The sequence below is a fragment of the uncultured Aquimarina sp. genome, assembly GCF_947500065.1.
Taxonomy (GTDB): domain Bacteria; phylum Bacteroidota; class Bacteroidia; order Flavobacteriales; family Flavobacteriaceae; genus Aquimarina.
This window is the reverse complement of sequence record NZ_CANMQT010000002.1, coordinates 749,433-766,690: the sequence shown is the minus strand read 5'-3', so window position 1 is coordinate 766,690 and position 17,258 is coordinate 749,433. Positions and strand designations below refer to the sequence as shown.

Sequence of the window (17,258 nt, the reverse complement as noted above, 5' to 3'; positions counted from 1 at the left end):
ATATTTGATTTTGATTTGTTACTTTTTTAATAGGTCAACCAAGGGAAATCATCTCCACAAGGCCCGAAACAAGAATCTATAATAGTATCATCCGTCATAGTACCACCAGCCACTTTTTCTAGTTCTTCATCACTTAATTCGACATCTTCTAAGGGAACACTTTTTGTTGGAATGTTTACATAGACTTTGTTTTCATCCGAACTATCTATAACTACTAATTCTTTTCCTTTAGGTAGCTCTAAAGTTTCTCCTGTTAGTTTTTTTACAGCTTCTAAAGGATTTGATACAAATTCTTTTTTAAATGCAGTATCTTCCCAAGCTTTAACAACTACTTCTTGAAGTAATCTTTGATTTTTTGTTTGTTCCATAATGTAAAATTTTAATTGTTATTACTGATCTAACTCGATGTAAAATAAGTTCTTTAATTCTTGTTAAAAATGCCAAAAGATCTGACAAAAATGATTGTGTTAATACCCATCTTGATCAGGATCGGTTGGCAACGTAGGTATGGATATCGGCCAGATACTACCTCCTCCTGCTATAGTTTCTAACTGCTCTTCATTCAACTCCATATCTTCCATTTTAGGTTCTGCAGGAATGTTGATATAAATCGTAGATTCATTTGTTTGGTCTTTTACAACCAATGTTTTTCCTTCAGGTAAACGAACTCGCTCTCCAGTTGCTTTTTCTATAGCTGCAATAGGATTCGCTATTAACTCCTCTTTAAATTCAGTATTTTCCCAAGCCTTGTTTATTATTTTTTGTAATAATTCTTGAGACTTTTTTTGTTTATCTGTAAGTTTCATATTCAAATACTTTATGTTCTTTGTTAATGATGGTGTAAAGATATCTGTCTATTTAGGTGTAAAAATGCCAAAAGAACTGACAAAACTGTTTCTTATAATTTAGGTTACGTCTGATCCGACATCAAATGATGTAGTGTAACAAAGTACATTGCTAGTTTACCCTTTCCTTTAGCAGTAATTTCACCACGATAGTCAAAAACCAAGTCTTTTTGATCTTTTATTAAGAGGTAAGTTTTATGGCTGATATTTACTTTTCCTATAGCTCCATTGCTTTCCATACGACTTGCAATATTTACAGTGTCTCCCCAAACATCGTATTGAAATTTTTTAACTCCTACTATTCCAGCTACTATTGGCCCTACGTGAATACCAACCCGCATATCAAAAGCTGGTTTGTTTTTAGCTTCATTTTCTAGCTTTCTTTTTGCGACGAATATTTGCATTTCGATTGCCGCCAGAACTGTATTTTTAACAGCATTGACATCTGGCTTAGGTATTCCACCTGCCGCCATATAGGCATCACCAATAGTTTTGATTTTTTCGATCTGATACTGTTCCATGATTTCGTCAAAAGCCTTGAAACAGACATTTATTTCTTCAACTAATTCTTGAGGTGTTAGGCGAGAGGCCGTTTCGGTAAATGATTTAAAATCGGTAAAGAGTACAGAAGCGGTCTCAAAATCCTGAGCATCTACATATCCTTTTTCTTTTAATTCTTCGGCTACCTCTTCCGGTAAGATATTATGTAATAAATGTTCTGATCGGTCCTTCTCAACCTGCAATCTGGCTTTCGATTTCCTTACATAATTAAGCCTACTCAGGATGGCAAAAGCAATGATGATTGCAAAACAAACAGCTACAACAAATATGTTACGTTGCTTCTCTTTCTTTTTTACTTCTTCCTTATGTTTACGTTTTAAAACTCTTTCTTTTTCAACATTAGAGATACTATCTAGAATGGTTTTCTTTTCAAATTCCATGTTTAAGATTTTATCTGAAGTTTGTTTTAAATTTAAACTATCTCTTAACTGATACATTTGCTCATTGTATAGCAATGCTTTGGAAGAATTGTTTACTGATTTATACGCATCATATAAACATTTACAGGCTTCTTCTTGTATGGAAACTGAATTTACTTTTTTTGCTATTTCTAAACCACTTTCGCACTTTTTTATAGCCTCGATTTTTTTACCAAGCTTATGTTTAATACTTCCTAAGGCTATAAGAGCGGAGCTTTCGTGAAGACTGCTTTTTGTTTCTATGGAGATTTTTAGGGATTGATTGTAGTGTATTAATGATTTTTCAAGTTCATTTTTTACTTCATATAATTTTCCGATGTTGAAAAGAACTTCGGCCTGGGTTTGTTTTGCTTCGTTTTTAGTTGCTAACTCTAAAGAAGTTTCAAAGTTAAGTAAGGCAGCGTCGTAGTTTTCTTCTTTTAGATCAATATCTCCGATACTACTTAACACTAAAGAAAGTGCCTTTTCATTAGCTGTTTTTCTATATATTTTTTCGGCAATTTTGTAATACTTTTTAGCAGTTGTATAATCCTTAAGTATTAAATAGATATTACCTATATTTTGAGTGGTTCCAGCAACTTGGGCTTCATTGTTTAGTTGTTCGTGAAGTTTTACGGCTATTTTATAATGATCTAAGGCTTTAGAATAATTTCCTAAATAATAGTGAATAGCGCCTTTATTGTTTGTAGAAGAAGCAATTCCGTTTTCAAAATTGGCCTTTTTAAAATATGACTTGCTATGCTCAAAGTTTGTTAGTGCTTTATAAAATTCTCCTTGATAATAATGAATAGTGGCAATTTGATTATAGCAATCGCCTATAGATTTATCATTTTCTATTTCTTTGAAAATCGTCAACCCATTTTCAACGGAAGTAAGCGCTTTATCAAAATCACCTTTTTTTACTTCTTGCTTACTAATCGTTAATAAACTGTCTGCAATACTCTTTCTTCCATCGACTTTAGACTGAGCTTGGCCTATTAGAAAAAATGATATTGAAACAAAAAAGAGAAACATTCTTAATTTTTGTTTCTCTTTTTTAGGGTAATATGTGCTGTTTGCTTTGCGCATTATTTGATATCTTATCCTAACCTCCAACTATACCAACACCAGGAAGAGGATTAGGGTTTGCTGAGTTTTGTAGAACTGCACTAGGATCACCTCCACCTGCAATAATTTCTAATTGTTCCTCAGTGAGTTCCATATCATCTATTGTTTGTCTAACGGGAATGTTTATATATACAATAGATTCGTCTGTCTGATCACAAACAATAATAGTTTTACCTTCAGGTACTTTTAAAGATACATTACCCAGATTTTCTATTGTAGGTATTGGATTTGTAATTAACTCTTGCTTAAAAGTCTCATCCTCCCAAGACTTGTGTATAATGGTTTGAAATAATTTTTGTTCTTTAGTAAGTTCCATGACGCTTGTTTTATTATTGACTTAGTGTAAAGATACTTTTGATATGAATGATAAAAATGTCAAAAGAACTGACAAAAAACCTATTAACAACTCTGATGTTTTAATGTTTGTGGACAATTGATTGCGGTTTTAAGAGTAAACTAATAATCGAAATGGGCCAAACATTTTTAAACCACTTCATAAAGTTGTATTCCTTCTTCCTTAATTCTGTATTCTAAAAATAGTTTTAGATTTTGTAAATCATAATTGTTATGTTCTGATTCTAAAAAATTGTTATACGTTGTATTAAATACATCCGTTTGTGTATGTTGCTTGTTTATACAAACGTTTAATTCGACCCAGGAATCAATTAGAGTAATAATAGGGTCTGACTTATCGTTAATGATTATTGATTCTATCAACTTTTGACCATTTGTTACTTTAAACTTGGTAATGTTGATTAATACATCATTTAAAACTGATATAAGTTTTGAATACCTTAACTGCAGCGGTGTTTTTTTGAACCTTGAGATATCAAAATCTTGACAATTTCTAGGTCTAGAAAAATTCAAGAGGAAATGAATATTCTCTAATGTTATATCATACCAATCTTTAGTTTCTTTACTTAACAAATGGATTTTAGCTAAGTTCTCTAACATTTGTGATATAAATACTCCCATTATATTATGAGATGACTGATACTCTTGTAAGAGAATTGAGTATTCTATACCTTTTTTAGTGAGTACAATTGCTTGCTCTTTGTTATTCATCTTAAATTCTAAATATGATTTTGATGATATTGCGAACAATTGGATAAAATAATATTCAAAACTACCTTCCTTGAATTGATAATGCAGGACAATATCTGCGTTAAGGAAAACACTTTGTGCTTTATTAAATTCTTTTTCCTTAGCTAAACGGAATCCTTTGTTATATTTTAGGAGTAGATTTTTAATTTTTAAAATGTCCTGTTTACTTGAATTTGCAATAGCCATTTCTTCAAGTAACTTCATAATTTCTTCACGATTACCCTCCATACTAATATAGTTTACTGATTAGGATATAAAGATATCCGCTAGATGAAGTATAAAAGCGCCAAAATAACTGATAAAACCTACTTTTTTCTGTTTAGAAATTAGGAATTATTTTAACTATTCAACAGTATTTAAAAGAAATTCGTTACACTTTTTTAGAAGAACTTTAGTAGGAGAATCATTAGGCATTAGAGCATCTGCTTCTTTAAAAAATTGTTTAGCCTTTTGATATTTATTGTCTCTAAAGTGAGCCAATCCTTTTGAATATTTTACATTAAACTCCTGTTGTTTTTGAGTAAGGGGTTTATTCTTTTGATCTAGTACAGAAAAAATCTTCACTGGTATTTGCTTCCCTTTTACCAGTAAGGTATCAATTTCTCTACAGTGAAAAGCATCTTTTATTTCATTGAATGTGTTTTCACAAATTAAGAGGTTGATTCCATATATTTTTGTGGCACTTTCTAGTCTGGCTGCCAGATTAACAGAATCACCAATAACTGTATATTCAAAACGTGTTTTGGATCCAATATTCCCAGAAACCACATTTCCAGTGCTAATACCAATACCAATATTTAAGATGGGTAATTTTGTATTTTCTTTATTTAATTTGGCAAGCATAGAAAACATATCCAATGCACAATTAACAGCATTTTTTGCGTCAGAAATATTAGCATATGGCACTCCAAAAACGGTCATAATTGCATCTCCAATATATTTGTCTAAGATTCCATTGTATTTGTATACTGAAGTGATCATTGCTTCAAAATATTTGTTCAGTAATTCTACAATCTGTATGGCACCAAATTCTTCGGTTAAGGTTGTGAAATTTCTGATATCCGAAAACAAAATACTGCATTTAGAAAAATTCCCATTTAATAAAGATAAATTATCGTGATTCATTACCTCTTTAACCAGGTGCTTAGGAATATATCTGCTTAAGTTAGATTGTATTCGTTTTTCTTGGGAAATATCATTAAAAACAACAATAGCGCCTATAATATTCTCTTTAGCATCTTGCATGGGTAAGACACTTAAATTTACAGTCACTGATTTCTCGCTGTTGATTTTTACTTCTAGTTCTTCGTGATAATTTTTTTTCCCTGTGCAGATGGTTTCTTCGCAATATGTAAATAATGATCTTAATTCAGTTTTTAAAGCGTTAATATGTATGTCTGTTAAGTCTTGTGCTTTTTTCAAACCAAACATTCGGATAAAGGTGTCATTGACTGTGTTTATTTTAAGGGATTTGTCTACTGTAACAATGCCATTATCTAGATTTTGAACCAAAATATCTAGATGGTTTTTTATCCCTTGAATTTGATCAAATAGCTTTGCATTTTCTATAGCAATACGTATTTGACTAGCAAATCCTGTTAAAATTTCTAAATCATTTTCGTTAAAAGCATCTTTATGTTTATTAATAGCCTGTATAACTCCCAAAACCTTATTTTGGGTATTAAAAACAGGAACGCTTACTATAGATTTAGTTATGTATTTTGTTTTCTTGTCAACAGAAATATCAAAATGTGGATGATTATAAGGATCATTAACGATACTTGCTTTTTTACTTTTTGCAACTTGAGCTACAATTCCTTTTTTTGTTCTAACGGTCTTGTCCTCTAGACCTTTTGCAAAAACTGTCCATAATTCGCCTGTTTCTTCATCTACTAAGAAAAGAGAACTTCTGTCTGCATTCGTAATCTCAGCTGCTTTATTCATAACAACCTGAATAAGCTTATTTAAATTTAGTTCTGAAGAAACTGCCTTAAAAACATCCAATAAGGTTGAAAAATTGTTTTTGATATGTTCACTGGCTAGATATAACTCACTATTTTTTATAATAAGTGCAACGGCTGCTGCAAAACTGTTTATGACTTTAATATCTTTTTTTGTGAAAACACCTTCATTTTTATTGAGACATTGAAGTGCACCTATAGCAACTCCGTTTTCATTAAAAACCGGAACACATATGACTGATTTTGTTGTAAAATGTAGTTGTCTATCATAAGAACCATCAAATAAGGCACTTTCTTGCGTGTTATTTTCAATAATTGGATGCTCTTTTTTGAACGTCGTTCCTACGATCCCTCTTCCGACAGGTACAGAAATAATGATATTTTTCACACCTTGTGCTACAAGGCTTTCTAAAGTAGAAGTATCTTTATTTAACAAAAAAAGAGAGCTTCTCTCTACCTTCATTACTTTAGATACCTGCAGTAAAAGCGAATTCACTTCTCCTAATATTTTTTCGCTCTTTTTTAACATGATACAGTAATTTCTTTAACTTCTTTAACTTCTTTGACTTCTTTGACTTCTTTTTTACCGTGATATCTATCTAATAGTTTTTCAACTCCTTTAGGAGACGCCATAGTAATTATATCTACTTCACAAATGCTCATAATTCTCTCCAGTCCATCGTGATCATTTGCAATTCTTCCTAAAGCAGTATCGAAACTAAAAATGGTATCGGTCACTTTTTTCACAATTATTTTTAAACCATCAAAGGCTTCTTGGGAGAGCTTTAAAGGAGCTTGATAATTTTGTAAACGACCTCCTTCTCTATAATTGGGGTAACTTTCTAAACCCATGAAGTGTAAAAACCATTTCTTATTGAATTGACCCAATATTTTTGTGATTCCGGCATAATCTGCCACAATTTCATCATGAATGTTATTAGCCATACAACCATACTGTTGTAATGTAAACAAATGAGTACATTCATGTTCTTGTCTAATTATTAGGGATAAAGATTTCCAAGTGCTTGTAGGTACTCCAATACATTCACTTTTAACACCGCTATATGCTTTGGTGCTTAATACAATGAGTTTATCTTTAAATAAATCTGGATTAGGAAGTATGTTTTTTTTAAATTCTTCATTCCAATTTCCTAATAGATTACTTTTTAACCAATTGGTTTTTAACTTAGTTATTCTATGCCAATTATTAATTCCGTTAATAAATAAGGCACCCATAGAATTTGGTAATTCTTTAGGTTCATTTTTGTTAGACAATGCACAAATAATAGTATTGAAATCGTCGTCGTTAGGGACAATAATTACAGGAATTTTATCGCCCATGGTACTCTCATATACTTTTAATGAAATGAGATCCGGATGATTGAGTTTTAAACTATCTTTATTTAGTTTTTGTTTCCCCTTTAATGTCGTATTGGTATAATCCTCTGTTTGTGAAATTCCAGTTTTCACTGGGTATTGTAATTGAACAAAGTGCTTTTTCAAAGTTTCAAAAGCTCCGATTTTTTTTGATTCATTATAATACGATTCCCAAGTTTTAATGAATTCATCATTTAAAGGAGAATGCTTTTTGTTTGTATTAATGAATTTATTTTTAGAATATATAATTAATTCATCAATAGCACTTTCGCTTTTGACAAAATCTTTTAAAAATAAACGTTTTGCTTTTTCATTCATCTCAAAATCTTTCTATGCTATTTGTCTTTTTGCTAAGCCTGTAAACACCCCATTTCTTTCTATTAACTCATCATAAGTACCAGATTCTATAATGCTTCCCTTGTCTAAAACATAGATGCGATCCGCATTTTTTATAGTACTTAATCTATGTGCAATCACAATTCTTGTGGCTTGTAGCTTATCTAAACTTTCTGAAACTATATTTTGAGTTCTATTGTCTAAGGCGCTTGTCGCTTCATCCATAAATAACAATCTTGGTTTATGTACAATAGCACGAGCGATCATTAAACGTTGTCGTTGCCCACCAGAAAATGTCCCAGCCCCTTCACTAATCACGGTATGTAATTCCATAGGCATTTGCTTAATATCATCTTCCATACCTGCCATACGTGCTGCTTCCCAAGCATCTTCTAGTGTCAACTCAGAATTTCCAACGATGTTTTTATAAATACTTCCAGGCATTAAGGCCCCATTTTGAAGTACAACTCCAATTTGTTTACGTACTAGATCTTTATTCATAGAGTCAAATGCATCTCCATCGTAATATATGGAGCCTGCTTCGGGTTCTTCAAACCCTAGTAACAATCTCATTATTGTAGATTTTCCTGATCCAGAAGTTCCTACAAATGCTACCATTTCTCCTTGCTTAATCTTAAATGACAAATCTTTTAAAACTAATGGTTGTTCTTGTTGATATCTAAATGATACTGAGTTCATTTCTATCTCTCCTGATAGTTCGCCTGGATCAGTAGTACCTTCAGATGATTCAGGTGTTTCTTCTAGAATGGGTTTAACACGCTCATATAGTGTAACGATATTAAGAGATGTTATGAGTGCCATACTCATTCTTAAGCAATCATTTAGAAATTGATTAAACGCACTAATAAACGCCATAAATGCCCCAACAGAAATTATAGTGCCTGCCGTACTTGCGTTACTCACGGTGTAATATATAAAGGCAAAAAAGAAAATACTGGTGAATAATGGATAAGAGCTATTGAAAACTTCTACAAAATTTTGATAGCTTCCTGAATTAAACCCTAATTGTTTTAGTTTAGAAAACTTATTTGCCCATAATGTGAAAACTCTTTTTTCTCCACCTGTGATTCTTATTTTAGAAATTCCGGATAAAAATTCAAAAAGGAACCCCTGTAAATCTCCTTGAATATCTGAAATTTGGCGATCATATTTAAGCTTCATCCAACCTATAATTGTCATAAAGGCTATAGCTAGAATAGCTAAACCTATACCAATCCAAGCAAGACTAGAATCGTAGTAAAATAAAAGAATTAGATTTACGAATGAAAAAGTTCCGCTTAACACTGCTGTCATTACAGTACTGGATAGAATTTGTTGTATTCCATTAATACTTAATGCTCTGTTGGTAAGATCTCCGGCCGAGAATTTCTTGTAAAATGTTACTGGCAGTCTTAACAAATGATCCATAACTCCGGCTTGCATATTTATACTTGATTTGGTTTCCACTCTAAGTTGTAATACACCTTGGACTAATTGTAATCCTGCGGTCACCAGTCCTAGTAATAACATGATGGCAAATATCTCGAAGTGTAGCGATTTATCTGCATCTGGGATAACATCATCAAACATGATCCCGGATAGAATGGGAACTAATAGCCCAATTAAACTACCTGCAAAAGCTGCAATTATTAAGTATTTAGCGTCTTTTTTAATGCCTTGCGATGCAAATTTTCCGATTTTTTTTACGGAAGTCATCACATCATTAAAACCATAAAAAAACATGTAACTAATAGGCTCTAATTGATTCGCAATTTCATGAGTGACTTTTTGTGTTTCTCCTGTAGAGACATCTTTTAGAAGATAACTCTTTGGTGTCTCTTGAATCAGCGCTACAGGTTTCTGATCTTTTTTATCAAAAGCGAGTAGGTGACCATTCTCTTCTTTCCACCATGTACCTCGAAGAATTATTTTTCTAACTCTTACTTTTGATGATTGTGCAATAGCATATAACTGATTTGTAGTACTTTTTTTGTAAGACTCTATATGTTTTGGAGCTTCAAACTGAAATCCAACAGCATTCCCTATGAGTTGACAGGTAGAAAATAAAGTACTATTGAGACCTTCATTATCAACAGATAAAAATGATTCCTTGTCTTTTTCACCCATTACAATAGTTCGCAATTGGCTTAATGTTTTTGTTAAATTAGACTCTTCAGAAGTTACTTTTTCAGTAATACGAAGTAGTTCCTCTTGAATTTTTAATTTGTGATTTTTAATCAGTTTTGTATATAAATGGTTTTGTAAATCATTTATAGATAACATAAAGAATATTTCATCCTTGAGTACTTCGGTAGTGCTTACTACTTTTAATTCGCTGTTATCAACTAATGATGTTGCCCATAGAGAATTGGATACAGCAAAAGGGTAATTGAATTCTAATTCTGAATCTAATACGGTATTTTGGGAATATTTGGCAACTTTCCCACTATTTATCGAGCACCAAGCTAATCCTTTTGTAGGATATACAATTGCTTCTTTTTTTAGAGAAACTGTTTTTGATGAGGTTAAAGGAGTATATAATCTTGGAGCGTTGACTTGTTGTATTTGATGAGCAGTTTTTAAAATCCATTTATCAATCATATTCTTTAGAAAAAAAGAATCGATATCTACTAGTCTATTTTTGTTTATAGAGAGCAATGTTGCTCCTTTGCTAACAAGAAGTAACTTTATGTTTTTTTCGTGTTTTTTTGATGATATTAAGCTAAACAATAACTCGCCAGACTTGGCACTATGAAGGTAGTTTAACGTACTCAAGTACGTTCCGTTTTCATCAATATCAGCATAAAAAACATCTACTTTTCCTGAGATTATCATCCAAAACCGATCATGCTCTTTTAGGACAAATGATTGATTTACTTCTAGTTTTATTTTATCGTTTTCTAACATATCGGACAATTATTTTGAGTCAATTAACTTGGCATAAGTGCCTTTTTTATTCATTAACTCTTGATGAGTTCCTCGCTCTACAATTTTTCCAAATTCCATAACAATTATTTCGTCGCAATCCATAATTGTACTTAACCTATGTGCTACTATTAAACAGGTACAGCCACGCTTTTTAATATTATCCATGACTATTTTTTCGGATTTGGGATCTAAAGCACTAGTAGCCTCATCCATAATTAGGATAGAAGGATTTAATGCTAAGGCTCTTGCGATCTCTAATCGCTGACGTTGCCCTCCGCTAAAGTTGGCTCCTCGTTCTGTCACTTCACTATCATATGCGTTTGCTCTTGCAGCTACAACATCATGAATTGCTGCATCACGAGCAGATTGAATAATATGCTTTTCGGGAATTTTAGTATCCCAAAAAGCTATATTCTCTTGTATAGAACCTTTAAACATCAAAACTTCTTGATCTATTACTGCGACAGATTCTGTAATTATATGTCTAGAAATGTCTTTTCTTAATACATCATCGAAACGTATTTCTCCTTTCCAGGGTTCGTATAATCCTGAGGCTAATTTGGCGACTGTAGATTTACCACTACCAGAGCCTCCTACTAGTGCTACTCTGCTACCTGGTTTTAGACTTAGGCTGAAATCGTCAATTAATGCTGGCATGGTCGTATTATATCCAAATGTGATATTTCTCATTTCAAAATGTCCAGTCAGTTTACCCTTTATTTTTTCTTTATTTACCAAGTTGTGTAATGCTGCGCTGGTAGGTGTTTTATCTTCTGTGATGAGTTCATCCACTGCTTTCTCTACATTAAATTCATCAGAGGTCTCATAATTAAGCACATCATCAATGCGTCCCATATCTCCCTCTGTTTCTTGAAGCAAGCTTGCTACACGCACTAACTGATTTACAGGTCCCATAAAATTGTTCATTAAGTACAAAAAGGCAACGAGCATTCCTAGAGTCATTTGACCATCCATTACTCTCACAGCACCTGTACCCAATACGATAGTGGTAGTTAATGACATTAGTAAAGGAGGGATAATATTAAGACGTGTTGTTAACCAACCTAATTCTTGTTGTGCATTCATTACTTTGGCCAGATATCCTGTCCAGGTTGTAAAAAAATCACTTTCTCTACCAGAAGCTTTTAAGGTTTCAATCATGCTTATTCCTGAAGTTGTTGTTCCTAAAAGCTTACCATTTTCATTCATATAACGACGATTACTGTCTTTACGAGCCCTAGAGACAAATTGTAATGCAATAATATTTAAGGTTGCCATGGTGATACCAATGATGGTAAGTACTACATCATAAGAAAACATCAATATGGCATAAAATACTACTACGATGGTATTTAAAGCGGCATTAGCTAAGTCTCCACTTAATAATTTTGCAACTTTATCATTTAGGGATACTCTATTCCCTATTTCTCCACTATATCGTTGTGTAAAAAATGCTATCGGTAAATGAAATACATGCCACAAAAATTTACTAGATGTTGTAAGCGCTAGTTTTGTTTCTAATCGTAATAAGTAATATTGCTGAAGATAAACTAGCAGCGTATTAACAATCAAAACACCTCCCATAACTAAAAGTAGCGGCATAATGAATTCTGAAATTCCATTTATCAAATATTTGTCGATAAATATTCTAGTAAAAGAAGGTATGACCAGGCCTGGAATAACCAAAAAAAGACTCGCCAAAACAATATAGGATATACTCATTTTTGAATGCGCAACTCTTGAAGCTAGAGAACCGAGTAATCCTTTTTTTTCATTACCTTTTTCAAAATTCTCTCCAGGTTTAAAAGTCATTACTACTCCTGTAAATGCATCATCGAACTCTTGGTGACTTACATGATATCGCCCTTGAGCAGGATCACTTAAATACACCTTATTTTTTGTGAATCCTTCGATTACCAGAAAGTGATTAAAATTCCAAAATATGATTGCAGGCATCTCTAGCTGTTTCAATTTTTCAATTGATTTTGCGTACCCTTTTGCTTCTAAACCAAATTCTCTTGCAGCTTTCAGGATATTAGTAGCTTTTAATCCATCTCTGGATACCCCACAAGCGATTCTTAATTTTTCTAATGGTACAAATTTCCCATAATACCCAAGAATTATACTCAATGCAGCGGCTCCACACTCTACCCCTTCCATTTGCAAGACTGTAGGTGTTTTAACAGGGTGCGCTTGCTTTTCTATACTAGGTTCTTTTTTCTTGCTCATAATTTCTAAGTATTAGTATAAATCAAAGAATTTCTTTAGAGCGGGAACAACCATGGTTGCCGGAGGTTCTGTATTGACTGTTATTTTTCCCATGCAAGAAGTACCTTCGTTTATTGCTATTTCTGGACCTTTAGCTGATGTCCATTTAAATCCACTGTATGTTTCATGATCTTCTTCAAATTCGACATAGACTTCAAAAAGAGCTCCTTTTGCTAATAAACCAGCTACTAATTGATCGTTTTTTACGGTCATCATCATTCCTTTTTGCGTAATTGGAAAATCAGAAACATAGGTTACTTTAGCTTTCATAAATCCGTACTCTTGTGGCTGTACAGTAGAAGGTACAATAAGAGCCTCCATACCTTCTTTAATTTTTTTACCGTCCTGAGAAGGGATATATAGTACTCCTCTTAATTTGTTTCCAGTAACACTACTTTGATTTTTTAACTTAAACAAAGGGGTTCCCTGATTAACCATTATGCCTGCATCTGTCAATAATTCGACAATTTCTCCTGCATAGGAACTTCTTATATTTGTTTGTATGTCATAACGTTCCTGTAAATGTTTTAAACGTCTTTCTGTTTCTGTAATTCGCTGTTTACTTAAGTTTATTTTTTGCTCTAGATTAAAATCAATGTTTAGCTGTTGACTAGCGGTCATTACTTTTTGACCTTTAAGGAATTCTATTGTATTTGCGGTGGATGCCATTTGTTGTTCGGTATTAACAACTTGAGGTTTTGTAATCAAACCTAGTTTAAGTAATCCTTTTTCTGTTTCTAATTGATTTCTTAAAAAATCTAAGGTCTTGTTTTCGGATTGTATCTGTAATTCGATCGTATGATGTTCTTGCTTTATTAGCTCTTCCTGTAAGCGAGAATCTTGATTTCCAAAAGAAAGTAATTGTTGTAAGTCAAATTCTCTTTCTTTAAGAGAAGCCTTGGCTTCTTCGACTTGTTGAAACAATTCAGGTTGTTCAATGGTGGCAATAACATCTCCTTCTTTGATTATGTCTCCAATTTGTATATTAAGGCTTATCAGTTGTCCTTGTGAGGTAGCAACTACTTCATGGATTTCTCCACCTAATAAAACGCCCACTACATTGAGTTTTGTTTTTACATTGCCTAAAAAAGACCAAGCTATACCCATTCCTAGCGCTAGTGCGATAGTACATAAAGCGATCCAACCTTTAGGGCTAGAAACTTTAATTAATTGATCTAGTTTTTCTGGAGTAGACAATTTTTCTAATGCTGCTTTTCTAAAGAAACCTGCTGCCATGATGCTATGTGTTTTTAATTTATGTTATTTTGGTATGCTATAAAAAATGGAAGTATCAATTACTGATGACACTGTGTTATCTGTCATAGAAATTAATGTTCCTGTTTCGAATCTAAGATTGACAATCGCAACGGCAAACTGTTGTTTTGCTAGTAAATAATCTCTTTGTGCAAATGTTAACCGTTCCTGAAATAAGATCAGATTTAAGATGGTTGTAAGCCCATTTCGAAACTTTATTTGTTCATTTTTAAATACTTCTTTCGAATGTTTCAAAGTTTCCGCTGCTTTCTCGAGAACAAGCACATAATTTTTGAGGTTATTAACCGCAATATTTACATTTAGATCAATATTTCGCTGAAGATCATTGTAGCCAATTTCCTGATCTCTCAGTGTGGTTTTGCTAAGTGTATAGTTTCCTTTGGCTAAGTTGTTGTTTAGCGGAAAAGAAAAATTTAATCTTAATCCTACCCCATAATTTCTACCTTGTCTATTACTTAATGTATTAAAAGCCTGATCCAGGCCATTACCCATATTCATACCACCATACGTGGCAAATCCGGTGAGATCTAATTGGGGTTTCAAATTATTATTTGCAAGATTTAGTTGTAATTCCGCAGATTCTTTATTTTTTTCAAATGCCTCTAGGTCTTTTCTATTCTTAGAAGCAATTTCGATCATTGATTTAGTTATAAGACCTGTTTCGAATCCAGATTCCTCAATAGTAGGAAACCCGTTTTTTGGTACTCCGAGCAATTCGCTGTCAGTATCGCTTAACCCAATAACTCTACCCAAGTTTAACCGAGTATTATGTAGATCTTGTTTTGCAAGAGTAGTTTGTCGTTCTTGATTAGCAAGGTCTGCTTTAATCTGAATCAAATCTCCAGCTGGTTTTTTATCTGCCTTTACCAATTCTTCGGTAATCTGCAGCACATTACGCACTCTTTCTTCATTTTCCTTAAAAATGATAGTGTTTTTATAGGCTGCTAGGTATTGCCAATAGGCGATAGCCATCTGTGCTAACTCTAAGGATGATGTGAATTCATAATTGTTTTCATTACTTTTCAGCTGTAATAATGATGCCTTTTCTAAAGCTGTTGTCACTTTAGTTCCTCTGCCTCTAATTAGTGGTTGAGTTAACGAAAGAGTAGAAGAAACTGTATGGTTGGATAGAAACGGGTTAACCTGCTGACCAAATTGATTCAATGTAAAATCATCTGACAGTTGATCATAGTCAAGTTCTACGGCTGCCAGTAAACCCACTCTGAATCTACGTTGTAATCCTAAGGAAAACCCAGTAGTATTAGTTTCTATAATATCAGTATCAATGACACTATTTCTTGGATCTCCATCAAACAAATAATTTTTATCCTTGCTTAGAGAAAATCCAGCAGTTAATTGATAATCAAAAATACTGCGTTGTATTCGTACGCTTCCTTCGGCATTCTGAATCAGCAGTTCGTTTTGTTGAATTACAGGACTTTTATCCAAAGTCCATTTTGTTAATTGAACAAGGTCACATTCCAGAGATGTTTGTCCATAGAATGTTATTGTACATAACAGCGCCAAATTATATAATACTACTTTGTAATTCATAAAATTCTAAATTATACCTCAGAGAACTTGTTTAGTATTTGACTAAATCTAGCACCAGCCTGGGCTACTCCATCTAATACATTGGTGTCGATTATATCTTCTTCTTCGGGAGATTCGTACCCTAATTTATTAGTGGTTTTACGAAGTCTATTGGATAAAAATAGTGCCAGCGAATAATAAAAGTTGGATCTAAACGCCATATCCGAGTCTAATTTTTTATTCATTAGGTCTCTAGAAATACTGTAAACCACACTTTCATCTGCTGCAAGAACAGATACAGAGGGAGGACGTGATTCTAGAAAAGACATTTCACCCACAATTTCACCAGGACCGATAGCGGCAATTTTATGATCTCCGTCAGTAATCGCTAATTCTCCAGATAAAATGATATAAATGTTACGTATATCCTGGCCTTTACTAATGAGTTCTTCGTTGGTTTTTAGACTTTTTTTGCTACCATTTTGGATCATCCATTCTATGTCCAGGTCGTTAAGTTGTCCTAATAAGAAAAGTACTTTTTTCATGCTTTTATCTTTAATTAAGTTTTAAGTGCTTATGTCTATTTCTTTTGAATGCTAAGATATTTTGTAACAATGATGTAAAACTGACAAGAATACTGGTGAGACTGACAATTAGAGTTTTTTTATGAGGCTGTTTATAAAAAAAACACACCCAATAATATTGGGTGTGCCACAAGCATCAGTTAGTACACAAATACATTGTTAGAAAAAAAGAGAATAACAATACTGATGCCTACTCTATTAATCTTTTTGATGCTAGTAATTCTTTTGGTGAAGTCCCATACTGTTGATAAAAAAGTTTGGAAAAATAATGGGTATCAAAATATCCGATCTCATAGGATACCTCGGATATGGTATCGTAGATATATTGATCAATGAGTTGTTTGGCTTTGTACAGTCTCAGCACCCTAATGTATTTATTAGGCGTTAAGCCAACCAGGTTTTTGATTTTGCGATGTAATTGCCTTTCACTTATAGCCAACGCAAAGGATAAATCATATAGATTCATTTGACCGTTTTTAATTTGCTTAAAAACCAGGTTTTCAAAATTAAAAAGCCAGGAATGATCTGATTTAGAGATATGCGATGCATCTATTGTTACCTTGCACTTAGATTGTACAGTGGTATTTGATTGATATATTTTAAAAATTGTTGGAACCTCTTTATCCGCAACATTTACAGATTTGGATTGTGCCGCTTTTACCACTTCATTAATCAGTTTAGACAATTCTTTTGTGTTAGAAATAATAATCTCTGTACTATGATTCTGTAGTGCTACGTCGGTAGTATCTTGTCCTCTTTTTTGCCCAACAATTTTACTGCTAGCTTCTAAGATTGATCGCAGCGGATTCTTAATGTGATTAGCTATTTGCATTAATATGTCCGGCGAATTCCAGTCGATGATTTGATTATTAATATCCATGATAAGGTCGTTTTATGATGTGTATAAAAATGTGTGATGAATTAATGGTAATACCCCTTTTTTTACCATACGTTATCCAG

Annotated in this window: 13 protein-coding genes; all 13 read right to left on the bottom strand. The window is 32.9% G+C overall.

All coding sequences use genetic code 11. The annotated features are described in order from the left end of the window. Positions 1-26 precede the first annotated feature (26 nt). A complete protein-coding gene (locus Q0975_RS08785; RefSeq protein WP_299435393.1) occupies positions 27-368 on the bottom strand; it encodes an NHLP leader peptide family RiPP precursor in 342 nt (113 codons plus the stop codon). A 99-nt stretch (positions 369-467) separates the two neighbouring features. Then, entirely contained in the window at positions 468-806 is a 339-nt protein-coding gene (locus Q0975_RS08780) for an NHLP leader peptide family RiPP precursor (RefSeq protein WP_299435391.1), read from the bottom strand. Between the two features lie 104 nt (positions 807-910). Continuing rightward, positions 911-2,893, bottom strand: a complete 1,983-nt coding sequence (locus tag Q0975_RS08775) for an adenylate/guanylate cyclase domain-containing protein (RefSeq protein WP_299435389.1) — start codon at positions 2,891-2,893, stop codon at positions 911-913. 16 nt (positions 2,894-2,909) lie between these two features. Then, a complete protein-coding gene (locus Q0975_RS08770) occupies positions 2,910-3,248 on the bottom strand; it encodes an NHLP leader peptide family RiPP precursor (protein ID WP_299435387.1) in 339 nt (112 codons plus the stop codon). A 167-nt stretch (positions 3,249-3,415) separates the two neighbouring features. Further along, a complete protein-coding gene (locus Q0975_RS08765; protein WP_299435384.1) occupies positions 3,416-4,264 on the bottom strand; it encodes a hypothetical protein in 849 nt (282 codons plus the stop codon). Positions 4,265-4,378: 114 nt separating this feature from the next. Continuing rightward, positions 4,379-6,526, bottom strand: coding sequence for an adenylate/guanylate cyclase domain-containing protein (locus tag Q0975_RS08760; RefSeq protein ID WP_299435382.1), 2,148 nt, complete (start codon positions 6,524-6,526; stop codon positions 4,379-4,381). Next, the gene (locus Q0975_RS08755; RefSeq protein ID WP_299435380.1) at positions 6,520-7,692 is read right to left on the bottom strand and encodes a hypothetical protein; all 1,173 of its coding nucleotides are present in this window, start codon (positions 7,690-7,692) and stop codon (positions 6,520-6,522) included. Before Q0975_RS08755 ends, Q0975_RS08760 begins: the two co-directional genes overlap by 7 nt. Positions 7,693-7,704: 12 nt before the next feature. Continuing rightward, positions 7,705-10,617, bottom strand: coding sequence for an NHLP bacteriocin export ABC transporter permease/ATPase subunit (locus tag Q0975_RS08750; RefSeq protein WP_299435378.1), 2,913 nt, complete (start codon positions 10,615-10,617; stop codon positions 7,705-7,707). 9 nt (positions 10,618-10,626) lie between these two features. After that, positions 10,627-12,867: an NHLP family bacteriocin export ABC transporter peptidase/permease/ATPase subunit gene (locus Q0975_RS08745; RefSeq protein WP_299435376.1), complete on the bottom strand. Its 2,241-nt coding sequence runs from the start codon at positions 12,865-12,867 to the stop codon at positions 10,627-10,629. A gap of 12 nt (positions 12,868-12,879) precedes the next feature. After that, entirely contained in the window at positions 12,880-14,142 is a 1,263-nt protein-coding gene (locus Q0975_RS08740; RefSeq protein ID WP_299435374.1) for an NHLP bacteriocin system secretion protein, read from the bottom strand. Positions 14,143-14,166: 24 nt separating this feature from the next. Beyond that, on the bottom strand, positions 14,167-15,735 hold the full coding sequence (locus Q0975_RS08735; protein WP_299435372.1) for a TolC family protein: 1,569 nt from the start codon (positions 15,733-15,735) through the stop codon (positions 14,167-14,169). A gap of 11 nt (positions 15,736-15,746) precedes the next feature. Then, the gene (locus tag Q0975_RS08730) at positions 15,747-16,259 is read right to left on the bottom strand and encodes a cyclic nucleotide-binding domain-containing protein (RefSeq protein WP_299435370.1); all 513 of its coding nucleotides are present in this window, start codon (positions 16,257-16,259) and stop codon (positions 15,747-15,749) included. A 229-nt stretch (positions 16,260-16,488) separates the two neighbouring features. Next, complete coding sequence (locus tag Q0975_RS08725) at positions 16,489-17,178, bottom strand: AraC family transcriptional regulator (protein ID WP_299435368.1); 690 nt, start codon at positions 17,176-17,178, stop codon at positions 16,489-16,491. Positions 17,179-17,258 lie beyond the last annotated feature (80 nt).